General features: G+C 60.1%; 25 protein-coding genes. 19 read left to right on the top strand and 6 right to left on the bottom strand.

Annotation, left to right across the window (positions count from 1 at the left end; all coding sequences use genetic code 11):
• The first annotated feature begins 1,237 nt into the window (after positions 1-1,237).
• The gene (locus tag QP045_RS02780) at positions 1,238-1,975 is read left to right on the top strand and encodes a hypothetical protein (protein WP_422513429.1); all 738 of its coding nucleotides are present in this window, start codon (positions 1,238-1,240) and stop codon (positions 1,973-1,975) included.
• A gap of 328 nt (positions 1,976-2,303) precedes the next feature.
• Entirely contained in the window at positions 2,304-2,804 is a 501-nt protein-coding gene (locus QP045_RS02775) for a hypothetical protein (RefSeq protein WP_422513428.1), read from the top strand.
• A 583-nt stretch (positions 2,805-3,387) separates the two neighbouring features.
• Here the strand turns inward: QP045_RS02775 and QP045_RS02770 are convergent.
• Positions 3,388-3,717, bottom strand: coding sequence for a hypothetical protein (locus tag QP045_RS02770; protein ID WP_422513427.1), 330 nt, complete (start codon positions 3,715-3,717; stop codon positions 3,388-3,390).
• Between the two features lie 595 nt (positions 3,718-4,312).
• Here QP045_RS02770 and QP045_RS02765 point away from each other — a divergent pair.
• Entirely contained in the window at positions 4,313-5,584 is a 1,272-nt protein-coding gene (locus tag QP045_RS02765; protein ID WP_422513426.1) for a hypothetical protein, read from the top strand.
• A 513-nt stretch (positions 5,585-6,097) separates the two neighbouring features.
• Here QP045_RS02765 and QP045_RS02760 read toward each other — a convergent pair.
• Entirely contained in the window at positions 6,098-7,009 is a 912-nt protein-coding gene (locus tag QP045_RS02760; protein WP_422513425.1) for an SOS response-associated peptidase, read from the bottom strand.
• Between the two features lie 67 nt (positions 7,010-7,076).
• Between QP045_RS02760 and QP045_RS02755 the strand changes: the two genes are divergently transcribed.
• The 8 genes from QP045_RS02755 to QP045_RS02720 all read left to right on the top strand — a co-directional run bounded on the left by QP045_RS02755 (position 7,077) and on the right by QP045_RS02720 (position 13,125).
• Positions 7,077-7,547, top strand: coding sequence for a hypothetical protein (locus QP045_RS02755; protein ID WP_422513424.1), 471 nt, complete (start codon positions 7,077-7,079; stop codon positions 7,545-7,547).
• A gap of 392 nt (positions 7,548-7,939) precedes the next feature.
• Positions 7,940-8,413, top strand: a complete 474-nt coding sequence (locus QP045_RS02750) for a hypothetical protein (protein WP_422513423.1) — start codon at positions 7,940-7,942, stop codon at positions 8,411-8,413.
• Positions 8,410-10,194: a PcfJ domain-containing protein gene (locus tag QP045_RS02745; protein WP_422513422.1), complete on the top strand. Its 1,785-nt coding sequence runs from the start codon at positions 8,410-8,412 to the stop codon at positions 10,192-10,194. The genes QP045_RS02750 and QP045_RS02745 overlap by 4 nt, the downstream gene beginning before the upstream one ends.
• Complete coding sequence (locus QP045_RS02740; RefSeq protein ID WP_422513421.1) at positions 10,191-10,868, top strand: DUF6915 family protein; 678 nt, start codon at positions 10,191-10,193, stop codon at positions 10,866-10,868. Before QP045_RS02745 ends, QP045_RS02740 begins: the two co-directional genes overlap by 4 nt.
• 109 nt (positions 10,869-10,977) lie before the next feature.
• Positions 10,978-11,223 (top strand): hypothetical protein, encoded by a 246-nt coding sequence (locus QP045_RS02735; protein ID WP_422513420.1) that lies wholly within the window; start codon positions 10,978-10,980, stop codon positions 11,221-11,223.
• A 23-nt stretch (positions 11,224-11,246) separates the two neighbouring features.
• Positions 11,247-11,738 carry a hypothetical protein gene (locus tag QP045_RS02730; protein WP_422513419.1) on the top strand — a complete coding sequence of 164 codons (492 nt, stop codon included), beginning with the start codon at positions 11,247-11,249 and terminating at the stop codon, positions 11,736-11,738.
• Between the two features lie 197 nt (positions 11,739-11,935).
• Entirely contained in the window at positions 11,936-12,433 is a 498-nt protein-coding gene (locus tag QP045_RS02725) for an antitoxin Xre-like helix-turn-helix domain-containing protein (protein ID WP_422513418.1), read from the top strand.
• Positions 12,434-12,438: 5 nt separating this feature from the next.
• Entirely contained in the window at positions 12,439-13,125 is a 687-nt protein-coding gene (locus QP045_RS02720) for an RES family NAD+ phosphorylase (protein ID WP_422513417.1), read from the top strand.
• A 148-nt stretch (positions 13,126-13,273) separates the two neighbouring features.
• On the opposite strand, the gene QP045_RS02715 is transcribed toward QP045_RS02720, so the two are convergent.
• On the bottom strand, positions 13,274-14,182 hold the full coding sequence (locus QP045_RS02715) for a hypothetical protein (protein ID WP_422513416.1): 909 nt from the start codon (positions 14,180-14,182) through the stop codon (positions 13,274-13,276).
• Between the two features lie 536 nt (positions 14,183-14,718).
• On the opposite strand from QP045_RS02715, the gene QP045_RS02710 reads away from it, so the two are divergent.
• Positions 14,719-14,886 carry a hypothetical protein gene (locus QP045_RS02710; protein ID WP_422513415.1) on the top strand — a complete coding sequence of 56 codons (168 nt, stop codon included), beginning with the start codon at positions 14,719-14,721 and terminating at the stop codon, positions 14,884-14,886.
• Between the two features lie 89 nt (positions 14,887-14,975).
• Entirely contained in the window at positions 14,976-16,256 is a 1,281-nt protein-coding gene (locus QP045_RS02705) for an ATP-grasp domain-containing protein (RefSeq protein WP_422513414.1), read from the top strand.
• Between the two features lie 174 nt (positions 16,257-16,430).
• Here QP045_RS02705 and QP045_RS02700 read toward each other — a convergent pair whose 3' ends face one another.
• Positions 16,431-18,536, bottom strand: a complete 2,106-nt coding sequence (locus QP045_RS02700) for a peptidase domain-containing ABC transporter (RefSeq protein WP_422513413.1) — start codon at positions 18,534-18,536, stop codon at positions 16,431-16,433.
• Positions 18,537-18,542: 6 nt separating this feature from the next.
• Positions 18,543-19,763, bottom strand: coding sequence for an HlyD family secretion protein (locus QP045_RS02695; protein ID WP_422513412.1), 1,221 nt, complete (start codon positions 19,761-19,763; stop codon positions 18,543-18,545).
• Positions 19,764-20,646: 883 nt separating this feature from the next.
• Here QP045_RS02695 and QP045_RS02690 point away from each other — a divergent pair.
• Positions 20,647-21,123 (top strand): MucR family transcriptional regulator, encoded by a 477-nt coding sequence (locus tag QP045_RS02690; RefSeq protein WP_422513411.1) that lies wholly within the window; start codon positions 20,647-20,649, stop codon positions 21,121-21,123.
• A gap of 160 nt (positions 21,124-21,283) precedes the next feature.
• Here QP045_RS02690 and QP045_RS02685 read toward each other — a convergent pair whose 3' ends face one another.
• Entirely contained in the window at positions 21,284-21,706 is a 423-nt protein-coding gene (locus QP045_RS02685; protein WP_422513410.1) for a hypothetical protein, read from the bottom strand.
• 734 nt (positions 21,707-22,440) lie between these two features.
• On the opposite strand from QP045_RS02685, the gene QP045_RS02680 reads away from it, so the two are divergent.
• The 5 genes from QP045_RS02680 (at position 22,441) to QP045_RS02660 (ending at position 25,695) form a co-directional block, all read left to right on the top strand.
• Positions 22,441-22,728 (top strand): hypothetical protein, encoded by a 288-nt coding sequence (locus QP045_RS02680; protein ID WP_422513409.1) that lies wholly within the window; start codon positions 22,441-22,443, stop codon positions 22,726-22,728.
• A gap of 31 nt (positions 22,729-22,759) precedes the next feature.
• Positions 22,760-23,296 (top strand): RES family NAD+ phosphorylase, encoded by a 537-nt coding sequence (locus tag QP045_RS02675; protein WP_422513520.1) that lies wholly within the window; start codon positions 22,760-22,762, stop codon positions 23,294-23,296.
• Positions 23,297-23,438: 142 nt separating this feature from the next.
• The gene (locus QP045_RS02670) at positions 23,439-23,882 is read left to right on the top strand and encodes a hypothetical protein (protein ID WP_422513408.1); all 444 of its coding nucleotides are present in this window, start codon (positions 23,439-23,441) and stop codon (positions 23,880-23,882) included.
• Positions 23,883-24,381: 499 nt separating this feature from the next.
• Positions 24,382-24,699, top strand: coding sequence for a hypothetical protein (locus QP045_RS02665; RefSeq protein ID WP_422513407.1), 318 nt, complete (start codon positions 24,382-24,384; stop codon positions 24,697-24,699).
• Positions 24,700-24,951: 252 nt separating this feature from the next.
• Positions 24,952-25,695, top strand: coding sequence for a hypothetical protein (locus QP045_RS02660; RefSeq protein WP_422513406.1), 744 nt, complete (start codon positions 24,952-24,954; stop codon positions 25,693-25,695).
• The last annotated feature ends 9 nt before the right edge of the window (positions 25,696-25,704 follow it).

The raw sequence follows: 25,704 nt of genomic DNA, 5'->3' as shown, positions 1-25,704 counted from the left end.
ATGTTCGACTGTACGTCAGGCCGCTCTGGCCATTACCTATACTGATGCTAGCAGTTACGACCAGGCGACCCGTGGGCAGGTCCACGTAGTTGGCGTCCACAAGCGGCTTGTTCGACATGTCAGAGGGTGACGTTGTCTGGGCCCAAGCCGCCGAGCCAATGCTGCAAGCGATAGCCGTTCCGGTCATGAGCAGAAATTTCATCGCGGCCCGTTGCGTTGCCCCACTAAGCGCCATCTCGCGTCCCCCTCAAAAGCGTTGATGAAGTGTAAATAAATTCGGACGCGAGCCGCACGCGTGTGCATTGGCTTCAAGCATCACAGATGAATTGAAACGGAGGCCACCGACCTAGTTGGTCAATGGCTACGTGGCTTGCTGGAGACCAGCAGGCCGATTATCAACTTCAACCGATACATGGGTTTGGGAAGAACCCCCGTGCCTCGGGGGGCTTCCAGGGATCTTGACTACGCGGTCAGCGTCAACCGGGCCCCCAGAGCTATGCTTAGGCCTAAAGAGGCGCCAGCCGCGGCCTACAAAGGTTCATACGACGCGAGCAGAGAGAAGCCCGTTGACCAATCATCCGGTTCCCGGTCGAGCACGAGTATGATTACGGGGCGCCTGCCACGACAACCCTCTTCCGGTTGTCGGCCCTGTCGTGCTCGTAGGAAGTAGTAACGCCGTTATTGACGGTGCCTGTCCGGACAGACCTGACCAAGCGGCCTTTGGCGTCATAGCTATAGGTGATTGTCTCGGTGGCGGAAGCCGGCGCTACTACTGCGACCAAGCCGAAAGCCATCAAAATGTGCTTTGCGTTCATCCGCCCCTCCCGGTGCCGCTCACCTAATGCGATTCGGCATTTAGAAAACTAAGCACTTACCATCGAACATGACAAGTCAGTTCGTGGTCTATGTTCCGCTGTATTTGGTTATATCTCGCCGAAGAGGGTGCACTGTTTACAACCAGGGCTGAGTGGTTCCTGTTTTAGTACACTGTGCTCGCCGGTTGAGGGGGCTCCGAGAGTGCTGGCGCGAGCGTCGAGCTGGCCACGCGCTTTTTCCGGGACAGACGACACAGGATGGCGCCGCTAGGGTTTGCGGCGAAGCCTGCTTACCGCATTTCAACGCGACCTTCCGAGCAGCTCCTACGCGATTACGCCGGCCTCCGGCCCGGCTGGTCGCTTCGCGTTTCATATTCGCTCCCATTCTGGAGGCAGTTTTGGCCGTTAAGATATCGCCCGAGGTGGCGGATGTACTCTCTCGTTCCACGGTCGTAGGTACCGTTCTAAAGCTTCCGGGAGACCAGCTTGATCGTCCGCTGTATGCTTCGACCGACAAGGTGCTGAAGGCACTGGGCGGCAAGTGGGACCGCCGTGCTGGTGGGCACAGTTTTCCATTCGACCCGCTGCCGAAGCTCGACGAGGCGTTGAGTAGCCGTCAGATCATTCACCGTCAGCAGAAGCTCCAGCTCTTCGAAACGCCGCCCGAGCTCGCCGCACGCCTCTGCGACATGATCGATATTGGTGCGGGCGACGTCTGTCTCGAGCCCAGCGCCGGATGCGGTCGTATCGTTACAGCCATGGCGGACCGCACGCCGGACCAGATCATCGCTGTGGAGGTCGATCAAGACAACGCAGCCATCCTGGTCGATCAGGCTCGTCATGACCGATTGATCGTGGGCGACTTCCTCCAGCAGGAGCCATCCACCATGCGAGCCACGGTGGTCGCCATGAATCCACCCTTCTCGCGCAACCAAGACATCAGACACGTACGCCACGCCTACGAGTGCCTCAGGCCAGGGGGACGGCTCGGTGCAATCGTCAGCGAGCATGGCTTCTTCGGCCAGGAGAAAGAATGCGCCGAGTGGCGCCAATGGCTTGCTGACGTAGCCGCCCACATCGAGGCCGTGCCGGCCGGCGCGTTCAAAGCCTCCGGTACCTCTGTCCCGACCCGGATCATCATCATTCGGCGTTTCGCATAAAGGCACCCTCATTCCAGGCGCATCAGGTCCGTACCCTTCCGAGCATGTCAGATCCGATCGCCTGATGCTTTGCAGGCTGACCAGCACCAGGCCAGGTGTGACTCATCCTCGTGATCCTCGAAGAGCCGTTCAACAGGCTCGATCCCTTTGGCAATCTTCTGCGCGACACGGTGGATCGCGGCCTCATCGCGGTCGCGCCGCGCCCCCCACTCCTGATGCCAAAGGGGCGTCGGGCACGACTGCGTGCACAAAGCTGCTTCCAGAGCGCGGCGACATGGACCCGCGACGCACCTCAAGACGTTGCGGCTTGCGCGTGAGGGTCCTTCGAATGCGCTTCAGTCCAATCTTTGCCGCACTTCTTGTGCTCACCGCTTCCGCGCCTGAGGCTATCGCGCAGGTTCCTCCTCCTCCTCCGCTTCCGGAGCAGCCAGCTGTCGCGACAGGCTTGGTCCGGGTCTTCGCCGAAAAGGATGTCCGCGGGTATGAGGCGCTACTCGCACCGAACGTTCAGGTGTTCGAGGACGGCATACTCGTTGCAAGAGACAGGGCCTCTTGGCTCAAAAGCTTCGGCAAGAAGCTATCAGCTGAGGGGGTTTCGTTCAGGCTATGCCCTGGCTACGCTTCCACGGGGCGCCTTCTCTTCGTTGAGTATTTCAATTCCGTTGCCAGCTGGAGCGGCGAGCGTCAGGCGGAGTGCTGTTGGGGATACGACGCCGTTGCATATGATATCACACATGGGAAGGTTCAGGTCATTCGCTGGCTCCGCGGCGGGCCCTTTCGTCTGGGAGACACAGGCGAAATGGTCCCGAATGAGGTCCTGAATCCTTAAAGACGCAATCCGCCGGGGGTCGGATGACCGCTCTTGGGCGAAAGCGGAAGGGCAGCTCTTAGGCCCGCTTTGCGGGGCAGGAACGTCGCATTCTGGGTGGAAAGCAGACAGGCTGCTTACGGGCATTGACTCGTCCCCGCATCGGCTGATGATCGCGAGTATGTCGTACGTTGCCCACACCGTTTCCCTGATGGTTGCTACCACAGTTGGACTTGTGCCTTCCTCATCTGAGCTTGCGAAAGCTGTGGCTGAGTTCACGCGAAGTAATCTTGCCGCTGCCGAGATTAGACGCGTCGTGTGCGAGCGCATCGAAGAAGAGCCCACTGAGGCACGGTGTAGCTGGCATCAGAAGAATGGCGACCGTTGGGAGCGCTTCCAGTCCTACCTGGCTGTAGACGCGGGAGGCTGGCACCTCATTGACGAACCTGCACCGATCGAGTGAACGACCGATCTAGGGCTAGGGTGCTCAACGGCTAAACGGCCGAATCTGGGGCGGAAGCGGCATGTCCGCTTCAAAAATCGGCCCCGGCGGTCGCGAACGGCTGAGAGTGGGAGGATTGCGGTCGATCCAATCGGATTAAGCCTACTGGCATTCTCCTTCAGCTTTAAGCTTGGCGCGATAGCGACGCCCGTGCTCAGCCCGCCATGCATCGGCATGCTGTCGACCGTTCGACCGGAGCAGTTTCGCGTATTGCGCTTCCATCGCCCGCCGTTCGGGGCCCGGCCCGGAATCGGCTAAGCATCGGCTCGATACCGAATTGGAGCGCGCCTTTCTGCTGGCGATGTCACCGGAAAGTTTGTTGGCCATCACGCCGGTCGCAGTTTGTCCCATCGGCGTGGTATCGACCGGAGCATATTGCGCGTTTGCCGGTGCGCCATGAAGCAACACCGTTCCAGCGATCAGACAAGCCATTCTGCGTAGCACGCCGCTCTCCAATGATCTTTGTATCAAGCTAGTCGTGACACTATGCCCCCGTCCAGCGCGGCGCCACAGATTGAGCGGAAATGCGGTTGTATTGATCCCGGCTTCTGTTGGGCGGAAGCGGATCGGCAGCTTTGGGGCAGCGCAGGGCTTGTTCGCCACAGGATTATAGCTTCGTTGGACCATTGCAGCGTGCGAGTAACCAGATCGCGGCCAGATTGATCGCAGCCGCGATCAGCGCGATCCACAATAGGCTAAGTCTTCGCTCGCCGTCAGTAGGGCAGCTCTGCCCCATCTCCGAGAGGCAATCCCCCATTATCGGCCCGAGCATGGCAATCGCGGCAAACAGCCATATCGCGGCCGTCAACACAATTCCTAAGTCCACGTAGCTCCTGTTCCGCATCACACCTCCTCCTATGAAGGACGGCCGCTTTCGGGATGATGTCAAACTCGCTGCTCAGCAGCAGCTTGGTTGAGCGTATCGAGAATGGCAGCTTGCCGACCTTCATCAGCTGCTGATAGCCTCTGTAGACGGTTCGCGATGAGAGCCGCGCCATCCTAGCACCTGCTACGAGAGGGGGGCACGTTGAACACGATCGCTGACATCGAGCGTCGTCTCGAGAACGCCCGGAGCAAAGCCAATCGAGAAGGATCCGATCGCCTCGACAACCCGGATCGCGCGGTACGTGACCTGCGCCAGCAGGCTCTGGCGCACGCGAATATCCGGAACCTCGAACGGCTCTTGGACGTGGCAGCCGCCCTCGATGAGCGAAACATCCCGTGGACGCTCTACGGCCAAACCATCGATATCGTGCTTCCGAACGGTAACAGACACCCCGCGGCAGACGGGGACATCCTCGACGAGCAGATTGACCTTTATGTCCGCGACCGCAGCCATACCCTCGCAGGAAGCCTGTCCGACGCCTTGAAACTCCTCACCCTGGACGTCAGTGCTAGCCGTACTTTCCAGTGGGTCCGTGAGCGCATGCGGGGCGTCAGCCCGCGGAAGTTTCATAAGGTGTTTCTCCGTGGAGCAGGCATCCTTGATGCGAAGGAGCGCCTCACCGACCTTGGGCGGAGTCTAGGCTTCTTTCACGAGCACGAGGGCTCCTACGGCATCTATCAAACGGCGTCTCGCGCCGGCGTCGCCTGGCTCTACGGTTGTTATCTGGAGCACCATGTGCCGCTCACCCAAGTCCTTGTGAGCGCCGGCCCGGTTCCGGATGTTGAACTCGATGCCATTGCTCAATCAGTGCACGATGCCGACAAGCAGATCCCCGAGTACCTCCGCCGTCTAGCCGGCTGGTCAACCAAAATGCCAGCCACCTGTGCAGCACAAGGATGTGGAGGAACAACGCAAGTGACGAGCTGGCGCAACATCAGGGTCCGGCATCCCGATGGTCGCGAGGGGCTGATCGTTCAGGACGCCTCCGGCTTCGGTCCTCGCACGCTCACGATCAAGCCCAGGGACGGTACCCCTCTCACGATTGAGCTCGCCACTATCGGCGCCGACCGCGGAGAGCCCGGATGGGAATGGTATTGTGAAGCCTTCGATGGTGGCGCCCGCTGGCTCCCCCTAAGCGCGCGCCTCAACCTGGCCGCGCTCGAGGGCCTCACCACCGCTCAACGACGTCTCCTGGGCTCGCTGAAACTTCGTCCCGGTTTCAAGAACGCTTGGACCTACAAAGCCGAGCCAGGCACGCTTGCGATCGCTCGCACCCTTGTTGTGAGCGATATTCTCGAACTTGGTATCCGCGAGTGCGAGGGGACTGGCTATGCTTCGCTGACGTCGCGCGGCTTCGCGATCGCGACGATCGTAGGCCGGTCTCACCCCGGCCACGAGACTGCGGCAGCATAGCCGCCCCCCACGAGACCTTTCGTCTTGGCTTGCGGGCTTTCGGCCACAAGCGCATCCAGGTCAAAACAGGAAGTGACGATGACTGAGCAAGCATGCCCGCTATGCGCCGGATCCGGTGAACCCCTGGTTGAGGCGGCCCACCCGGCAAACGAGACACCCGCGCTTGTCGGCAGCTGTCCTGCCTGTGGCGGACGCGGGAGCCTGACTGACAAGGAGCTCATCGAGGCCTATCAGCGCACCGACGGTGAACCCGGAAACCGCGAAGCAGACGCGTTGGCCGATGAGATCGATCGGAGAGGCCTCGACCTTTAGGATCGGGACCCCACATCCACCGTATGCGAAAGCCTCCGCCCGAACAGTATCAGTGCGATGGTACTGCCCACGAATGGGCATCAGCTCCACCAAAGGACGGCGAAGACGCCGCCGCCATTGCGAAGTGCTGCGGAGCCCGGTCCTTTAAGAAATTTGGCGACTGGATGCTCGACGAGGAACTGCCGGACGCCGAAAACGAGGTCAGCCAGTCTCCGCCTGCGAAGTCTCGCCCTTAGGACTAGGATCCTGTCTCACTGTCATCAACTGAGACGGGAAGGGGGCCACCAGGTCGCCAAGCTCACCTCGCAGCCAGCGCTCCTCGTCCTCCTCGTGCAGGATCAGCGGCATGGCTTTCGGGTGTATCGGGGCGACGATGGTGTTTGGCTCGGTGGTCAAGAACGCGAATACCGCTCGCCCCTGTGCCTCACGCCATATGCCGGCAAAGCTGAAGATCGGTCGTGAAGGCACGTCGAACCACCACAGCGGCCGCGCGCCCTTTGGTCCCGGGCCATACTCGCTGAAACTGGTGACCGGCACCAGGCACCGCTGCATCGGCCGCGAGAGCGCCGTACGCCAGAATGGGCTCTCAAGGTTGCGCACGTTGGTCACCGATGTTTCAACCGGCTTGCCGCGTGCCCCCATTACGGTTCTCGGGAAGCCCCAGAGCATCGAGGTGAGGTCCCGGCCCCCATCGACCGAGGCAGGCTTTACGACCCACGCAGCCCGCTTGGGAAACAGCTCAGGTGCCGGAATCGTGATGTCCGGAAGATACGGCATCTCGACGCCGTAGCGCGTCGCCAGCTCGGCCTGCCGTGCTGTCATGCGATAGCGGTTACACATATCCCAACCTTTCCATGGCGCGTCCAACTCCGCCACATCCCAACCGGCCGCAATCATGGCATAGCGGATGTCGTTGTATGCGCTGGTGCAGTTTTCCCATGCAGGGCGGTCTGCCGCAGGCAGCTGTGCGATGCGCCAAAACTGATCCAGCGGCTGTCTTCTCGGCAAGACGCGCATGAGAATCCGCAGCGCTAATCGAACAGACGTGGTCGCCACGTTCTCGTTCGATGGGCGCGCGGCCGCTTCCTCCAATACGGACAGGGAGAGGGTCAAGAGGTCAGAGTCGTCTCGCGGCATGACCGGAACAATACGGGAACGGCGCCGTCCATGTCGATAGGCGATGGCCGGCAACACCATACCCGGTGCCTCTGACCTGCACGTGGCCACGAGCGAGGCCGGAGGGATCGGCATGCAGGATTTTCCGACGCAAAAAATGGAACCTGGGAAGGAAATGAAAATGAGCATCGACAACCCGACCGCCACTTCCGTGACCCGCCTCGCATCCATCGCATACATCTCGACCGGCCACCTCACCGAGGAGGTCCACCTGGTCCTGAACGGGGCCATCTCTGCACCGTGGTTCAACCAGATCTCGATGTTTCCGCCTCGCGAATACGGCTGGTTTATCTCGGTCCCAGAGACCGACGACATCGACCCCACCCCGCCAGGGGAGGAGGTCGACCCCAGCGGGTACTTTGGCATTCCGGAAAGCCTGCGGGCTTGTTTTGACGTGGCGCGCGCCGACGGAGCTGAATGGATCCTCTTCGACAGGGATGAGGAGGAGATCGAGGAGCTTCCCTTCTACTTCTGATCTACGGTGATGGCGCAGCTCGATTGGCCTATTGAGGCTGCGCCGGACATCTCGCGCATCGAGCGCGCTTCAGGTCCCCGGGACGGCACCAGATCCATCAGGTACGCGCTCCCGGAGAGCGAGATCCCATTCAGATTTGATCTGATTTGATCAGGATCGGTCAACGGCAATCGCACGTCAGGGCGCTAATAGTCTTGGGGGAACTGCCGAACATCATGTCAGCACGATCATGATCAGAACGGCCTCTTCTTGAAAACTGGATTTGTCGCGGTCCGACGGCACTGCGTCCGAGGAATGCATTGATCTGAATTCGTGTGAAAACCTAAGTACTGGAATTCATTGTGGAACCTAATTTGACCGATGCAAGGTCGCCTGACCTTATCGACTCAGTCTTGGACGCCCTCGACGCCTTGGGATTCCAAGAAATCGAGTTCTCTCTCAACGGCGGTGGAGATGATGGAGAATGCCACCTCTCGCTGGTCAGAATGAATGACGGTTCCATTCGTGAGCGTTTACCAGACTTCCCAATCGCCTTTGCCGTGAGCGGGCAAGCAATCTCTTTGGAAGATTTTCTGTCGGACCATACCGCCGAAGTGCCTGAAGAGGATTGGGTCAACAATGACGGTGGCAGCGGCACCGTCGTATACTATCCCGACCGAAAAGGGGGCGATCCCAGGATTGATTGCCTTATGAGTTATGGCGAGGGCGAAGATGACGAGGATTTCTGCGATGTGCTCTTCGACGATCGTTTCTACGATGAGGACGACGGCCCCGAAGACAAAGGTCACCACGACGGTACCGAGTCCGAGCAGCAGGATGACGCTCTAATCGTTGACACTAACATCGTGGGGCGCGAAGCGGCATGATCAAACTCACCTTCGACAAGATTCTGCAGTCTGTACGGTCCGAGCTATTCGATCTCGCGTCCGGCGCTGAGGTCAACAGCCAGCATCCGGCCTTCCTTGCCATCTGCGAGATTATCGCACTGTCACGATGCACCTTCTCCACCTCCACTATCGCAGATGAGGTGCGAGCGGTAATCACCGCCGCTCCCGCGCCTGCGCGCGGTTCCTTGGCCGACCAAATCCTGCGAGATTTCCATGAAATCGCGGCGAAGCCGTTCGGGTGTGCCCACGCGGAGCCGACCAGCCCTGCGCTCGTGATCAACAACGCTGGTTTCGCCGATCTCGCCACGTCCCTGGTTGTCCAGGAAGAAGGGCAGGGTGTTCTAGAAGAGATCGCAGCGGTGGCTAGCAACAGTCTCCGCGCTCTGCAAGAGACGTCCGCGGCGCTTGCTAAAAAGCACGTGACGGATGTCCTGCGACGTGATCTCGAGATCGGTCACCAGTTCATCACCACAACCCTGCGATGGGCGTTGAGCACGCACCTCTGTGGGAACCCGCGACGCTCTGAGACCATATTGCGCCGGCGTCAGGCGCTCGAGTCCTATGGCCTTCTATCGTCCGTCTTGATGGATCCTGTGGTCACTGATGTGATCGATCGCGGGCAGCCCTTGGCGCCCGTCCTTCGTGAACGCCTTCGCCTCAGCCCGGCCCAGTTGCGCAAGATCAGGCGTGCTCGGTCCTTCGAGGCGAGTCTTCAGGGCTATGACGCGGCTTCTTCCGTTCGTCGGCTGGTCGTTTACGAAGTGCCTGCACATCAGTGGCCAGATGACTGGGGCCAGACTATCTGGGCCAAGGGCCTTGGTTATCCGCTGCTCTCGCCAGCAATTCTCAACAACATGACCGACGCTGACGATGCTTTGATGGCACTGAAAGCCGATATCTTGATCCCTTTGGTTAACGAACGCCGGAAGGCTCTTGGGCTCGCCATGACTGGCAATAGCCAGGTCTCAACCTTTTGCACCGGTCTCTTTCTGGCGGCGCCGGAGCAGAGCGTAGAGTTCCAGCAGCTCTTCTACCGCGGCATGACTCGCGCCATTCTCGGGAGCCGAGGAGCCAAAGCTTTTCATGAAGGCGTAGGTCTCTGGCACCGCCGGGCCGCTTGCGCCGCGGCCCTGCGGCATGAGAGCCAGACGGACCACCCGCATTGGCCAGCTCTATGCCCGGTCTGGTCTTCGCCTGACGGCACCTTCCAGGCGGTCCCCCTGACCACAGCAGAGCAACTGGTTCAGGAGGGTAACGCGCATAACCACTGCGTTGGCGGCTATTACGAGGTCTGCCGGTCGGGGCAGACGCACATCATTTCCATGCGCAGGAATGGCGTGCCCGTGGGGACACTGGAGCTGCTTGCTACCTTCACGAAGGGCAAGCTAGTTGGCCTCCGGGCCGGACAGTTCGAAGGGCGCTATCGGGCGCAGCCAGATCACGACGCCAGGGAAGCCGCGGCCGCATTTCTGCGCGATCTGGGGGCTGGCACGCACCCGACCCACAAAAAGGAAGTTGCCGACAACGCACGGCGCGCCAAGCGCGAGTCTGACTGGTTCTCTCAGCGCGAGCCAATGCCGATGTCGCATGCCGAGAAGGTCTGGCCGCTCTATAAAGGGCTTCTGCCGCGACCTTTTCCGCCAACGGCCGCCCAATGGGCAGAGGTCTCTGGTTTCAACGACACTGTCGATGCCGTCCTTCTGGCTCTCGCCGACCAGACAGGGCAGGGGAGCGTAACGACTTTGAGGCTCGCCGCATGAACCCTTACGACCATGCTCGCTCCTCGGCGGCCCTCCATGGCGGCTCGTGGCAGGACTATCATCGCCTGCACTCTTGGTTCGACGAAACCAAGGCCGCGCTTTGCCACTTCACTCACCGTGCCTTGCGTCATCACACCCAGGGGATTGAAGAGGCAGTGCGGGTGTTCGGTGCGACGATCACCAATGGCGACGGAGCCTGCATCCCGGTCTCGGGTCTGGGCAGGCAGCACATGGATGAAGACTGCCAGCACGTGCCCGATGCAACGGAATGGCTGATCGACTTCCGCCCTCCGGATTGGATGCCGGCACGCGATGATTCCAACGTCCACGACCTGGCTGATCTGAGCGCCCGCCGTTTCGGCGGGGCGGCCGAGACGTACCTTCCTCTCCATCGCTGGTTTCTTGAAACCCGGACGTGGGCAGGCGGCCTCGAGCATCTCCTGTTCCGTCATCACTCCTTCGGGATCTTTGAAGCGGAAGCCCGGTTCGGACCGATCCTGACCGACGGAGCAAATACCGTCCCCACGCGTGTGGTCGCCGAACGGCATGTCCAAACCGTGCTAGGCCGAGTTCCAGCAGCCGCGGACTGGCTCCGGCGGATAAAGGGCTCTCGCTGGATGCTCCAAGCAACCAACGCCCGCAAGCTGGGGCTCGATGCTCGATCGGCAGCTTGAGACCCGACCCAGCTTTTGCAGTCCAATCGCGGGGATATCGAAGAACAAGCTTCGGGTGATCGCCTCTCGCTTCACAGCAGCAAAGCTACCTCTGGCAAGGACAGATACCGTGACCGTTTCCTACACCGGCTATCTTGGCGGCTTCGACTACGAGCACAAGAATCCGCCCGCGCCGTTCAATCCCGGCGCCGACCCGCAATCGGTCCGGCGAGGAGATCGCGCCACCGCGACGCTCCAGAAGGACCCTGCCTACACCTCCTGGACGCGCGAAGAGCGTAAGGCCCGGCGTGACGCCCTGATCAGTGTTTACGAGGCGGAGGATTATGGTGGAAACGCCTCCGGTGAGCGCCTGTAGCTTCAATGTAGAAAGGGAAATTGTTGTTCAAGATCGTATTCGCGACCGTGCTTATGCTCCTCTCACCTGCCGCGGTGGCAACGCCGCTATTCCAGGGCACGTCGACCGACATGACCGTCTCCGAGGTGCTCACGACCGTTCCTGACGCGAAGCAGGTCCATGATCCAGAGAGTGGTTTCGGCCCGCTCGCGCCGTGCCTGGCGCGTATCGACAACTACACGATCGGCGCTCGACGGTTCGAAGTCTGCTTCATCTTCGAGAACGAGCGTTTGAAGAGCGTCATGATGCGCATGATCGATAAGCCGCTGCGCCTCGACTACAACGACCTGGTGAACTCCGTTCGGTCGAAGTACGGACCTGAGATCGGCGAAGCGCCCAGCGAACTCGGACGCCGCGCGGACTGGGTGACGAAGGACGGCACCGACATCTCGATCAACTGGTTTAACAACTCGCTCCTTCAGGGCCTAAACATCGTCTACAGCGCTAAGGCGGCAAGCGAAGCCGGCAAGCTGTAAGCGGGCAGGGGGCGTAATGTGCTGAAGGTGGCGTGGGATTCGAACCCTACGGGGCAGCAACAGCCCTATCACCAGCTCGTCGTGCTCTTCGAGACACTACCTTCAGCACTCATACCTTACCACCACCTGTTTGCTCGGCAAAGCGAAAGGGTGAGGGCGCTCGAGGGCGGCGCACGTCAGAACCGAGCCACCGGCGGATGCCTCTTGTAATCACGTCAAAAGATGCGCATATTCTCATCAGGAGGTGCGATATGAACCAAGTTATCTCGATCGACGGTCGCCGGCCGACGAGCTCCGACGATGGGGTCCAAACCTTTGCATCCGAAGACGATCGTCGGCGCCTGACACCGACGGCGCTGAAGGCCTTTGTCCGGATCGCGCAAGCATGGCAGCTCGATAACCAGGAAAGCGCAGCTCTCCTTGGCGTATCCGCCAGCACCTGGGACAGGATCAAGGCTGGACGCTGGGAAGGGACGCTCAGCCAAGACCAGCTGACGAGGACATCTGCGGTTGTGGGCGTCTACAAAGGCCTGAAGCTGCTGTTCGCCGACGGTATGGCCGAGCGGTGGCCGCGGCTGCCCAACAAGAACCCGCTGTTTAACGGCCGCAGCGCCGTTGAAGCCATGATCGAGGGCGGCATTCTGATGATGGTTGATGTCCGCCGTCACGTCGACGCAATGCGCGGGGGGCTCTGATCCATATGCTGGAGCAATTCCCACAGGTCAGTGAATCCTTCCCGCGCACAGTCCGCCTCGTATCCACCGCACGTCTGCGGGAAGCAGCCATGTCTGGGCTCATCGACACAGACGAGGAAGCCGACGAGCTGGCGGAGATCGAAGGCGCGACGAGCCGCCGCCTTGTCGCGCAATCCCGTGGCGTGGAAGGTCTGAGCTCTGGCTCCTTGATCGCAGGGCGGCCGAACCAGGGCTTCATCAACGCAGCCTTCGTTTACGCCCAGCCGCGGTCGCCGAACCGCTTCAATGGCACGTCCCGTGGCGCCTGGTATGCAGCCCTCGACACGGAAACCGCGATCGCTGAAGTCGGGCACCACATGACGCATCATTTCAGCGAGGTGTCCAGCTTTGAGGGCGTCGTTGAATACGCCGAGCTCTTCGCCGACTTCATCGGCGCATTCGTAGATCTGCGCGGTGCAACGGCCGAGTGCCTCGATCCTAATCCAAAGATCGGCTACCCCGCAGGCAATCTGCTCGCCGAGGAAGCCATGGCTGCCGACGTCAATGGCATCATCTATCCGTCCGTTCGGCGGCCTGGTGGAACCTGCCTTGCCGTTCTGTGGCCGCACGCGGTCCAGAATGTCACTCAGGGCGCCGTCTACCGGCTGATCTGGGCGGGCACACCAAACTACAGCGTAGAGCGGGTTGCCTGATCGGACCTGTGACGCGTCGGCCGGCCGCTACACAAGCGCGCTTCAGATCTGCAATCCCGTTTAACATAACTACAAGTATCGAACTGACCGGTGTGTATTCGGCAGGGCGGCATGAGGTGCACGATTTCACCCTGCACCGATCGTGCCCTTACTCTACGACCTCTTTCACCACGAAGCGCACCGGCTTATCGGGCAACATAAACCACGGGCTGCTTTCGTCTCGCAGCACAACCTGGTCGATCGGGATCGCATCGTTTCCCTCGCCAACGAGAAACGCCTGCACCAAGGCACGGCCGCGCGCTGGATACAGCGTGGGATTCGGCTTCTGAGCGTGCCGGCCTATTCTGGTCAGCCACATCGGACGGCCGTGAACGAGTGTGGTTGCCGGGTGGATTACCTGGAGATCGACCACCCCGCGCCATTTGCCAAACACCAAGGGCTTTCCCTCAGCATACAAGATGCTCGGCTCGGTGACTCCTTTCCGGCGTGCGGCCTCCCGAAGCGTTGCAGATGCGCGGGTCTGGGTTGTTGACCCCAAGCCGGTCTGATCGATTGTCAGGGGCTCACTACCTGTCTTCTCCCAAAGCCGAGCAGCCATCCAGGCGACGGCCTTTCCATCCCGATCCAATGGTCTCTTTGCCGTGTGGCTATAGCCCACATAGATCGCGAACCGGGCGTTCGGATCCTTTGCCATCGCTTTCGCCAAGTTGGTAGCCTGAGCCTCTTCGCGGGCTTCGATGCCAGAGCCATCTTTCTGGGACTGGGCAAAGGTCTGCTCATAAGCGACCGGTTCATACCCGAGCGACATTGCATGCCGGACCATATCCCCGAATACCGGATCGCCGATGTAGGCACCGGTGGTGCGGACCGGATGCCCGCTCTTCCGCAAGCGCGTCATGTCCGTGAATGTCGCATCTTCATCGTTATTGAAGGTCTCGACAGCCAGCTTCGAAAAGCCGGCAGATCGCAACGCTGTCAGTACCGACCGGGCGAAGCCTCGATGTTCAGGGTCATCATGCGCTTCATTCAGTATGACGATCCGACGTCCCTTGGCCATGTCAACGATGGTCTGAACCGCGGGTCTTAGCTCTGCAGAACGAACCGCAGCGACATCCTCCTGGCTCGCATCTTCCCCGGTGGGCGCCGCGGTAAATACCGGGATCCCGTCCAGCCGAGGCCCGTACTGCTGTAGCCTCTGAGCAGCAGCTTCATCAGCTGGTCTGCCCGCAGATGGTGCTGCCATCTCCCGAAACTGTTCGATCGCGGAAAGGTCCCGACCCTCCTGCAGCATCTTGTAGGCTGCGATTACGTCCCCCTCTTGAGCACTTGCCCCCGGAGACGGCGCCAGTAGTGCCGCCGCTGCCAAGAGGGTCAGGATCCCTCGCCGTCGCATGTGTCCACCTCCCGCCTTGTACGTCGTTCGAGCGGACCTTTGCTCGCGCCGACCCATAATGCGGTTGTAGCTAAAGGCGGAGTAAATACGTAGAAGCCGAAGTTGATTTATTTCAAGCAACCGGCAGAGTCCAAGTCGCGGTCGACATGAGTCGGTAGTCCCATGTCAACTGTAACATGCGACCACAAGAGGACATTGCTATGTCTACGACGGTACGACCACTGCTTCGTCAGAAGGCAACCGAACTCAACGAGGAAGAAATCTCGGACGTTGGCGGCGGCGGCGCGGCCAGCACGGCCAAGTATTGCCGGCCCCAGGGGGGCGGTAACGTGTGGGAATACGAGGGCACCAAGCCCAGCGACGATTAACGTCGAACAGGGGGTGCGGTCGTTCTGAGGCAGACGATCGGCCGCACCACCCGTCGTTATCGCGGGTGCGCGTCGCGAGCACGGAGACCGTGGATTCACAATTGTTGGATTCGGCAAACGGTGCCTACGACTTCGAACGAGCTGCCGGCCGCCCCGAGGCTTCGAGAGAGGCAGCCTTCCCTCGCGAGATGATCGGACATCCCATGCCCCCTGCCAATGTCATCATTTTCACGCACCCCGTTGATGTTCATGCTTCCTCGGTAGACTACGTCCTGAGGCGGACGGGGCATCGGCCAGTTCTGTTCGATACTTCAACGGTTCTGCAGCGTGACTATATGTCGGTCGAGTATCTCGACGACCCTGTCGTGACCATTGGCAGCTTCACAGGCAAAATTGCCGACATATCCGCCTCCTGGAACCGCAGGATTACGGGCGAAAAGCGGCTTCCGTCCTTCTCGCATCCAGCGGATGCCGCCCTCATACGGGAGTCAACCAACGCTGTTTTGGCCGGTATTCATGCCTTGCTTGAACAAGGCTTTCCAGTGAATCCAATCTCCTCCGCTCGTATATCATCGAACAAACTCACGCAGCTACAGGCCGCCAAGAAGGCGGGGTTCAGAATACCTCAAACTCTCATCTCAAATAAGTTCGAAGATGTGCGGGATTTTGCAGAACGCGTAGGCGATGTCTGCATGAAGGGGTACTACCCCAAGGGGTGGCTAACGGACGAGGGCATTCGCCATGCACTCAACACGAAAATCTCGCTCAGCGACCTCTCGGAACCTGCTTCTTGTGAGATCATGCCTCACATCTATCAGGAGTACATCACTAAGAAGGCGGAATACCGGGTGACCCTATTTGCGGGCCACGTGGGCGCAGTGGCGATCGATTCCACGAAGCTGAATGGCCCGGCGGAAAGCGATTGGCGCGCCGATATGGCGTATCTCGAGAACCTTCGCCTGGCGTCGCTTCCTGATGACGTGATCAGCGCCGCGAGGAGAATGATGGCGCATCTCGGCCTGCGCTTCGGATCGCTCGATATTGCTGAAACCCCTAGCGGCGAGTTTGTCTTCTTTGAGATAAATGAGCAGGGGCAGTGGCTATGGACGGAAGAGCACTGCCCTGACTGCGTACTCCTCCAACCCTTCTGCGAGTACCTGGCAAGCGGCGATGATCGCTATGTCTGGAACCCCCAACGGCGCTCTCTGGATCTGTCCGCCCACGTTGTGCTCAATGAGGTACTCGATAACGCTCGTTACGAGAGGCTTCATAATGGCGATCTCGCGCCCACTCCGCGCGGCGGAAAGTTTTATGACGAGCGCACCATGTCAGCTCCGGTTTCCGAAGCCGCCCAGATAGAAGTCGCCTGACCCCACTCGGCCCTAGGCGAGCGAACCGTCGTTGAACGGCACCCGGCAGGACCCCGGACGCTCGCCGAACGCCACCATTTCCTCGGAAAACAGGCTGGAGCCGACCAAGTGGGCCAGTGGCTCAGGCGCAGGCGGTTAACCTGCTGCAAGCCACCTTCGTGGCGCAGTTTCGCTCTAGGCGTCCCCCAAGATCATCCCGTTCGCGAGAAAAACCCTCTGATCGGCCGCCGCTATCGTCTCACGCCGGTGAGCAATCACAATCCTCGTAATGCCGAGATCGCGGATCGCCGCGCTGACGACGCTCTCCGTTTCAGCGTCGAGGTGCGCCGTACCCTCGTCCAGAAGGATGAGCCTTGGCTTCCGGTACAACGCCCTGGCAAGAAGGATGCGGGCTTTCTGGCCGCCGGAAACGGTCGAGCCCATGTCGCCGACGAGCGTTTCGTACTTCATCGGCATGGCTTCTATGTCTCTATGGATCGCGGCTTGCCTTCCAGCCTCTGCGATCGCTTCGGGGTCGGCCGCCTCATCGAAAAGCGCGATGTTCTCAGCGATCGTGCCTGCAAAAAGACTATCTTCCTGCAAAACTGCGGCGATTTGCCTGCGGTAATTCTTATATCCGAACGTTCTCAATGGGACACCATCGACCAAAAGTTCACCGCTTGCCGGCTCGGCGAGCCCCAGGATGATTTTTGCCAAGGTCGATTTCCCACCGCCTGATGGTCCCGTTATCGCCAGGTGGGAACCAGCCGGTATGTTTAGAGTGACGCCTCTTAGAACCATCGGATCGGCATCCGAGTACCTGAACATCAGCCCTTTTAGTTCGACGTTTCCTGAGAACTCGCTCCCCGATGTGATGACATCGTCGAGGCCATGATCTTCCGGCTCAAGAGCGATATCCCCTAGCCGTTCCAGGTGAAGCCCCAGCATCTGAAAGGCTATCCCCTGGTCTATGAGCGCTGCTGCTCGCGCGATGAACTGCTGTTTGTAGGCTAGGAACGCTACCAGCATGCCGATTGAGAACCCACCCGAGAGAACGAGCGATATAGCCAACCAGATGCTGATGATGTTCTCGAGCCCAAATACGACGGTGTTCGACGTCTCCTGCCAGATGCGTATTCGCGCAGCAGACACGTTCGCATTTACCTCGTCGGCCATTCTATTCTGCCAAAGGACATGACGCTCAGACTCCCGACCGAACAGCCTGAGTGGTGTTATGCCACGCACGGTTTCGATCAGGGTTGATTGCTCTCGGCCGTTTGCAACGATGACCGCTTCATTTGCGTTACGCTCGGCCCGGAACGATATGGCACGGACTAACGTGTACAGCACAAACGCGAGGACTGCTATCGTAGCGAGTCCAACGCTATACCAGCACATGATCACAAGGGTGAGGATCGCTAGAAGCCCATCGACCAGTGCCGCCACGATGCCCTTGGTCAGTGCATCCTCTATTGGTTGAACCGACTGGAAGCGTGACAGCACGTCACCAACCGAACGCCTCTCGAACCAGGTAACCGGCAGCCGGAAGAGTCTCCGCGCGACGTTACTCGCCAGCGTGAAGCCGAGAGTAGTGCCGGCGTTCAAGAGCACGAAGCTGCGCAGAAGCGCGGCCGCGCCGTTGAATATGGTGAATGCTCCGAAGCCGATTGCCAGAACGGCCAGAAGACTATGATCCCCTGTCGGTACCACGTTATCGATAGCAAGCTGAATATAGAACGGAAGCGTCAGGGCAAAGACCTGAAGCACCAACGTCAATATGAGGGTCTGCACCGCAGCGCGCTTCCAACCTCGTAGTCTGGACCACAGATGGTTTAGCCTGATCTTTTGAGGTGCCTCAGTTGGTACAAAGGTGGCAGTCTGCGTCAGTTCTAGCGCGACTCCAGTGAAATGTTCCGATATTTCCGCCATAGTCATCCGGCGGGCGCTTCCCGCTGCCGGATTCAGGATCATGGCGCCCCCCTTGGACACCTTTTCGAGCACGACGAAGTGGTTCATGTCCCAGTGGAGGATCGCTGGCGTCTGAAGTTCTCGGATTCCTTCTAAAGGCAGCTTCAGTGGTCGACTGGTGAACCCCATCTGCTCTGCCAAGGTCATGAGGCTCCTCAGCGACGTTCCTCTTGAGGACGGCGGAAATTGCCGCCTCATCGTGCTTAGCTCGACGTCGTTCCCATAAAATCCAGAGATCATGGTAAGACATGCGAGGCCGCACTCAGCGATTTCCGTCTGCTGAATGTGCCGAATTCGCTTGCTGCCAAAGAGGCTAAAATCGATCGGCTGCATGGGCTTCTAGCGCCTTACTGCGAAGAGTGGTTCAAAAAGCCGTTCAAACAGCGTCTGCCGCCGCGTGATGATGTTGGCAGTCAGCGTCATGCCCGGCCGCAGCTTTCTCATCTGACCAAAGGCGTAAATGGTTGGCCGCGGAACAGCCACCGTTACCAGATAGGCTGGCTCCTCTTTCCCCTCCCCGTCCGAGTAGTTGATCGTCGCGCTGCTGAAGTTGGAAATCCTGCCTGAGATTGTGCCGAAGCGTTCATACGAATACGCATCGATCTTAAGCCGGACTTCATCCCCAACGGTGATGAAGCCCGCGGCCCGGGTCGGCACGTATAGCTGTGCCTCAAGTCGAGCCCCGGCCGGGACGATCGTCATCACGGGCGTATCGGGGCGTACGGCTTGACCCAAGCGCCCAGTCACAGCAGTGACTGCCCCGCCCACCGGCGCTACCAACGAATAGCCTCGATTCGCCTCGATATCGAACTTGCGCTCAGCAACGCTTGCCCGGTCGCCTACGACCTGCGCTGCCGTCGATGCAGCAACGTTTTCAGCTTCAACCGCCCCCTCCTTAGCTTCTGCGAGGCTGCCGCTTTTCTCCGTTCGCAACTGGATCAGATTGGCGAGCTGCTGCTGTCGACTAAGCAGTGTCTCCTCCCGAGTCTGCAAATCTCGCCTACTCACAAAGCCGCGCTCGGATATTGCCCTCGCACGTTTGAAATCGGTCTCCGCGATAGCGATGAGATCTCGTTGGGTGGCGATCTGACTGTCGATAGCGCTTATCTCGCCGGCGAGACCCGCAGCCTGAGCCGCAAAACGAGCACGCGTTGCCCTGGCGCCGCCGAGAACAGCGCTTTCCCTAAGCAGTAACTGCTTCTCTTGTTGCTCCAGGGCCCCCAGCGTCCGAGCAGCGCCGGGGCCGCCCCCCTGATCGATCTCCTCCGCCCGGATTATTGCCAGAGGGGCGCCGGCCCGAACTCGATCGCCCTCCTTTGCAAGGAGCTTGATTATCACACCTGCTCGTGATGGAAGCACCGCCGCCGAGCCAAGGTCCGGCTCAATCCTTCCAGGGACGACCTCCACCCGGGAATATGACGCAAAGTACAAGAAGACCGCAGCGGTGAGCAGCATCGCGAGCAAGCCATATCCTATGACCTGCCAGCTGATCGGAAGCGCCAGAGACACGTCCCCATACAGCTTGTAACGCCGCGCTTGCCGGACCTCGTCCCTGAACATTCCCGAACGATGACGACCCCGCGATAGGAACGCAACAGCCGTCTCAGGTTAAACCGCAGCGGTAACCAACGCGTTTCTTGCAGGGACCACCGAGTGACTCGCCGTAGAGCCGGGCTACCTCACTATGCCCTCGTTTTACTAGGAAGGTTCTTCCCGTTCGAGTCTTATGCGGTGCCCGCGCAACCGCCGGACTCGCCCGAACGTTGGTGCGCGCGACCTCTCCGGCGGGCTCCAATCCTGATCAAACACAAACTAAACGCCACCGTCGCAGGCGATCAACCGCAGCTCCATCTTCTCCAAACATATGCTAGGCCACTACCCCCGAGACCGCCGCCCCTCGATCGTCCCTCGAGAGTGTTCTCTTACATAGCTACACTCATTTGATTGGGTAGCGTCCGGAAGCACTTGAACTGCGGTCGGTGCGGCAAACTGTTTCGCCAGCAATCACGTCCGCGCGGTTCATATTACATGGCCCGCTCGTCCGCGCACATGTAATAGGCGAGTAATGGTCAAGCTAAGCATTCACATACGGCCAAGGCACCGGAACACGTTTCGGCGCCATTAACTTTGCTCTCTTGGCCGGGATATTTCCGGCGCGATCGCAATCTGAAGGCGGATTCAGCTCACCCGCGCTCAATTTCCTGTGCTCACGTAAATACTCGTAAGCCCCGCTGATCTGTACGAATGGGGCTCGGCGTTCTGGCTTTCGGCTCCCTAATCGCTCAGTAGCCGTCGTTTTGAAGTGATGCGGAACCGCTTCTACGAACGAACGAGTAAGTCAAAACCCAGGAGAATTGACGAAGTGCATCGTCCTTTGCTAAGCGCAATTGGTAACAGGGGTAACGTAGCAACCCTCTGTCCCCACTAGCGTACCGGAGTAGCAATGTCAGACGAAAACACGGTGAACCCCGTCGAGCTCACCACCGAAATCGCCATCGCGTGGTTGAGCAACAACAACAACCGGGTCACCACCGAAGAGGCTCTCGAGTTCATCAAGCAGATCCACAGCACTGTCTCCGCTCTCGGGGCGGAAGGTGGCGCTCAGGAAGCCCCCGAAGCAGTAGCGGAAACGTACACGCCGGCCGTCAGCGTCCGCAAGTCGCTGGCTTCTAAGGACCACATCGTGTCGATGATTGACGGCAAGCCGTACAAGACGCTGCGCCGTCACCTGGCCGGTCACGGCTTGACCCCCGAGCAGTATCGCGAGCGCTACAATCTCAAGGCCGACTATCCGATGGTTGCTGAAGGCTACTCGGAGGCGCGTCGCGCCATGGCCAAGAAGATCGGCCTCGGCCGCAAGCCGGCAGCTGACAAGGGCAAGCGCGGCGGGCGGACCGCGGGCGCTGCCAACGCGGGATAACACCCCCACCATCGCACATTGAGTGAGCGCCGGCGCGGTTCAGGATTCGTCCTGCTTCGCCGGCGCTCTTCGTTTGGCGCTTCGCCAAGCTGCGCAGTTCTTCAGGAGCGTCATCGATCTATGGCGCTGGGAGAATGACCGCGCCGGTTGACTACACAGATCAGACAAGCCGGTCCCGCCGCCGCAGTGCTGCGATAGCATCGCCGTCGAGCACGCACACCAGGTGCCTCAGGCCCCCTCGATTGGTGTGGTCGGTCCGATAGCCCTGGTAGTGGCGCTTCAAGTACCCACACCGTTCGAGCTCGACCATCACACGGCTCGCGTTATCCGCGCCGGTGCTGCGCACATGTTCTGCAACAGCTTCGTCGACAATCTTCTGCGCTTCGATCAGGTCATCGGGAAGTTCAGGCAACGATGCCCGGATGCGCGCTTCCAGCCGCCGCCTGCGTGTGTCCCTGCCTGACATCCGCGATAGTCGGTCGCCGATCCACTCACGCAGCGGAAGCGCCCTCTCCCCTTCCCTCACGAACGGCCCCGCCTGGTTTCCTGCCCCGGCCTGTTCCGCGAGCAGCATCAGAACCATGAAAGCGTACCGGGGTCGCTTCGATCGCATTGAGAGCGTGTCCAGGATATCTCCCACATTGATCGCCGAGTTCCCCATGCGTTCCTCCTTTGGGCCTCAGCTATCTCAGTGCTGAATCTCTTGACAAGCACCCCATTATCCGCCGTTGCGACGAACGGAGCCGAGTCGGTCGCTCGTGACAGTTTGCCCCGGGGCGCCACCGAATCTTTGCGACGAACCGAGGCGTGCCCCGGGGCTATCCGGCAGGCTTCTGTAATTTGCAGGACGACGGGGCCCTGGCACGCCCCCAAGGCAAACTGTCACGAGCGGCAGAAGTGAGCCGTTTTGACGGCAAGGACCCGGAGCTCCCGGGCAGGGTTGTCGCATCGGTCCCGTCTCTTTATAGTGGCGACAGAAAGGACAACGCCATGGAACCGGCAGTACCTACTCCTCGCCAGCCGCACGTCCTTCGAGATAGATCGCTTCGGCGGAGCGCCATCGAGGTGCTCACCCGCGCCATTACGAGCGCTGTAGAAAGCGCCAGCGACGCGACACTCGAAGCTATCGTCGGGGCCGGCGACCCCGCTCAGGCCCTCGCCGTTGCTCCACGAGATCTACCGCCGGCCCCGCCAGAGCGTCTTGCTGCCGAGCGGGCCGCCAAGGCACGAACCACGGACTTCCGATCTGATCTCGCCAAAAAGGCTGGCGGTATGTTCACCCGAGCTGACGTTGCCGAATTGCTAGGCGTGACCCCGATGGCACTCGCAAAGCAGCGTCAGCGTGGCCAGGTACTGGGAGTCCCGTATGGCAATGAGATCCGCTACCCAGCAGCTCAGTTTGCCGGCGGGGCCGTCGTGCCCGGGTTGAAACCCATTCTCACCGCCTTCGGCGATATGGACCCGTGGGGTCAACTCCAGCTGCTGTTGGCACCGCTCACGGGCTTCGGTGACCCGCCGGCCTCGATCCTTTCCCTGCTGGCAAAGGGCGTCGACCCAGATGTCCAGACCCAGCTTGTACGGCTGGTCCGTGGTTGGGCACGGTGATCCGCCAGTGCCGCCACTCCCCTTGCGCGACGTGCCCGCCGGCACGGTTTTTCACCGCATCCACCGCCTGATCCACGATCCCGTTTTCTTCGGCCCGTCCGGTCTTGAGCCCGAGTTGCGCTATGATGATCCGGGCGGCGTCTACAAGCTGCTCTATCTGGCGCGAGAGCTCGAAACCTCCTTTGGCGAAACGCTCGTCCGCGTGCCCACCGTCACCGACGTCCTCTCGACCGATGTGGCAGCGCGCGCGCGCAGCGAGCTGAAGGCAAGGCGAACTCTCCATCTCTACCCACTCGACGATGCCGGTCTATCGGCACACGGGCTGACGCTCGCAGACGTACTGGGAGACAACTACGCCACGACCTGGGGGCTCAGCGCCTACATCCACGCCAACACCCTTGCCGACGGCATCGCTTACACGTCCCGGTTCAACGCAGGAAAATGCGTGGCCTTGTTCGATCGGGCAGCTAATGCGCTCGACAAGACCTCGGTCTTGGGAGTCCAGTTAACGCCGGAGCTTGCCGTCGACATGGCCCAAAGGTTCGGCAAGTCCTACGTCGAGCCCTGACGCCTCGGGCTTCTTCTTGCCATCGTCGCAGTCGACTTAGGTTTGCCAGACGGCATTCAGCAAGCGCACAGGCTTTCCGCCGTAAGCAACCTCGACTTCGAGGGAAAACAGTACAAGAATAACAATCAGAGGGGAAAATCTCATGCGCATTGCCATTCTCGTGTTGGGGCTTCTCTGTGCGCCGCAGGCACTCGCTCTTCCAACTCTGCCCGTCCAGGAACAGGTAGAAGACGAGGACGGCCCGAAGACCATCGGTGCAATCGTCAGCAGGAATCCGGTCGACGTGAGCCTGCCCTGGCGCCCGAGCGGGGCCGGACGGACGCTCAAAGTCGACTATGATCAAGATGGCGTGCTCGACGTCGCTCAGCTCATGACCAACGGTCGACACGCCGCCGTTCGGGTGACCTCCGGAAAAACGGGCAAGACCAGCAACGCATGGCTGATCGACAACCGTAACGGGCTTGCCCCTGACGTGCACATCGCGAAGGCCGGCAAACACTCGATCAAGGTCGTGTTCCCCGAGTCCACCGAGATTCATCTCTTTCGCGACGCCGGAAAGCCAATGGCGACCTATTTGAACGGCTGAGCCCCACCCCGCCTTAGATCGTCGCAGTCGGGGCCGTTCGAGTAACGCGCAGCCGACGCGACTTTCAGGGAAGCGGAGCCTTATCGGACCGAAGTGAGCCGATCAGAGCGATCTCCGCCAGCCTACGAGCAGCCCGGTCCGGGTCGCCGTTTGGAAACGCTTCCCGCCTTATCGTTCTTGCAATAGTCTCCACCTCATCGGGCGAGGGCAGGCGATTATCCCGGATGCAGTCCAGCAGAATGCGCGGGTACATTTTCTCCATCTTTTCCCCTCCCAAACTGTTGAAGTGCGCCTCCGCTCGAACTTGTGTGAGCAGCCCTTATCAGATCCTCTCTTTGCGGTCATCGCAAGTCGGCCGACGAGACGCTGACGAGAGCGGAAAAGGTATAGCTTCCTGTGGGCGGCCGATCTTGACCTCCGGGAGTGATGAATGAGAATGCGGACAGCCTTTCGGGTGCTTGCAGCCCATTGCCTTGGCCTCTTTGCAACTAGCGTCGCGATGACGCTCGGGACGACCTCCAGTTTCAGCCTTGGCGGTGTGTTCGTCGGCTTCTTGCTCGGCGCCTTGGTGTCTCTCCCGTGGATGGTCGTTCTAGCATCCGTGATCTGGTTGTACGGCTCATGGGTAGATCGCCACCCTCTTCTATTCGCGACCATCGGGCCGCTGATCGTCGTTGGATCCTGCACGATGTTCACCGACGGAGTGTTCATTCATTGGGTTGGCATTTCGGCTGGAGTATCCAGCTTGTTCTACCTGGCGTTGGTCCATCTGAATCGTCTGCTCCCCGCGTCCCGTGGCGGCTCGCCAGCAAATTGAGACGAAGGATCGTCAAGGACAGCAGGCCCCATTTTTGATGTCCCAAGCACGGAAAACGGCAAAGACATTCACGGGAAGGAAAACCAGAGGTCAGTGCACAGGCTGCTAGACCCGGCGAGCAGATCCTTCTGCTGGTCGGCCGGACTCCAGCGGTCAGGCCGACGCATCACATGCCTTCGCGGGAAATGACGGCAGCGGAAATGGTCCGCCTGACGGATTGGCGAACTGAACCGAAGAACGATGGGAAAAGAAATGGACCAGGTCATGAATCATGGAAATCACTCACGCCTGAGCGAGCGTGCAAGGGCCCTGCTTTCCTACATCGGGGAGACCAAGGGCGACTTCGAGCCATTCGGACCTGGATACCCCCTGTTGTGCGAGTGGATCCGAGAGGAAGTCCTTTGCAAACCTCATAGGTATCTCAGTCAAGCCGACGTCGACACCGTGGCAAAGCTCCTCGGCGAAGACTTCCCGCTGGCTCACGATATCGAGGAACTCCGGTCCGCGGCTATGTGTCTGGCCCTCGTGGCCGAAGGGGAAGGCGAAGCCTCGATCTCAGTGAGCCTTGGTGATTGGTACATTACCTGGCAGCGCTCGGTGGAGCGGAACTTCGAAAAGCGAATGGTCCTGATCGACCAGAACCGGCGCGTGCCGGGAGCCATGCGCCATTGGTTTGAGCGCGCGGGCATTTACCAGTCGAAGGGCTTTGGTATGCACAGGGCGTGGCGCAGGCATAACTACATTGATGGCTCCAGCCGCAGGACTAAGCTGACCGCAGGCACTGCCGACGGACGGCGCCGGTTCCGCGTGCTGCCCCATATCGCGCGCATGGACATCTGCGATGGATATTTCGACCGCTGGGCGAACTCACTCGCCGCATCCGTCCCTATGCCGCGGACCCAGGCAGAGTTCGACGCAGCAATCGAACGTTTGCTCGAGCTGTCGGCGAAGCGTGTCGACATGATCAGAACGGAAGTGCAGCATGATGCTTGCTAGGACGCACGC

Origin of the sequence: Sphingomonas sp. 3-13AW (assembly GCF_049311085.1) — a bacterium.
GTDB lineage: Bacteria > Pseudomonadota > Alphaproteobacteria > Sphingomonadales > Sphingomonadaceae > Sphingomonas.
This window is presented reverse-complemented; position numbering and strand designations above follow the sequence as displayed.

Bases quoted from the DNA above. Each gene is read 5' to 3' on its own strand.
- QP045_RS02775 (WP_422513428.1), top strand. From the start codon at position 2,304: ATGCGCTTCAGTCCAATCTTTGCCGCACTTCTTGTGCTCACCGCTTCC.
- QP045_RS02770 (WP_422513427.1), bottom strand. From the start codon at position 3,717: ATGGCTTGTCTGATCGCTGGAACGGTGTTGCTTCATGGCGCACCGGCA.
- QP045_RS02755 (WP_422513424.1), top strand. From the start codon at position 7,077: ATGGCCGGCAACACCATACCCGGTGCCTCTGACCTGCACGTGGCCACG.
- QP045_RS02745 (WP_422513422.1), top strand. From the start codon at position 8,410: ATGATCAAACTCACCTTCGACAAGATTCTGCAGTCTGTACGGTCCGAG.
- QP045_RS02740 (WP_422513421.1), top strand. From the start codon at position 10,191: ATGAACCCTTACGACCATGCTCGCTCCTCGGCGGCCCTCCATGGCGGC.
- QP045_RS02725 (WP_422513418.1), top strand. From the start codon at position 11,936: ATGCCTCTTGTAATCACGTCAAAAGATGCGCATATTCTCATCAGGAGG.
- QP045_RS02720 (WP_422513417.1), top strand. From the start codon at position 12,439: ATGCTGGAGCAATTCCCACAGGTCAGTGAATCCTTCCCGCGCACAGTC.
- QP045_RS02715 (WP_422513416.1), bottom strand. From the start codon at position 14,182: ATGGCCAAGGGACGTCGGATCGTCATACTGAATGAAGCGCATGATGAC.
- QP045_RS02710 (WP_422513415.1), top strand. From the start codon at position 14,719: ATGTCTACGACGGTACGACCACTGCTTCGTCAGAAGGCAACCGAACTC.
- QP045_RS02700 (WP_422513413.1), bottom strand. From the start codon at position 18,536: ATGCAGCCGATCGATTTTAGCCTCTTTGGCAGCAAGCGAATTCGGCAC.
- QP045_RS02695 (WP_422513412.1), bottom strand. From the start codon at position 19,763: ATGTTCAGGGACGAGGTCCGGCAAGCGCGGCGTTACAAGCTGTATGGG.
- QP045_RS02690 (WP_422513411.1), top strand. From the start codon at position 20,647: ATGTCAGACGAAAACACGGTGAACCCCGTCGAGCTCACCACCGAAATC.
- QP045_RS02685 (WP_422513410.1), bottom strand. From the start codon at position 21,706: ATGGTTCTGATGCTGCTCGCGGAACAGGCCGGGGCAGGAAACCAGGCG.
- QP045_RS02680 (WP_422513409.1), top strand. From the start codon at position 22,441: ATGGCACTCGCAAAGCAGCGTCAGCGTGGCCAGGTACTGGGAGTCCCG.
- QP045_RS02670 (WP_422513408.1), top strand. From the start codon at position 23,439: ATGCGCATTGCCATTCTCGTGTTGGGGCTTCTCTGTGCGCCGCAGGCA.
- QP045_RS02665 (WP_422513407.1), top strand. From the start codon at position 24,382: ATGACGCTCGGGACGACCTCCAGTTTCAGCCTTGGCGGTGTGTTCGTC.
- QP045_RS02660 (WP_422513406.1), top strand. From the start codon at position 24,952: ATGGACCAGGTCATGAATCATGGAAATCACTCACGCCTGAGCGAGCGT.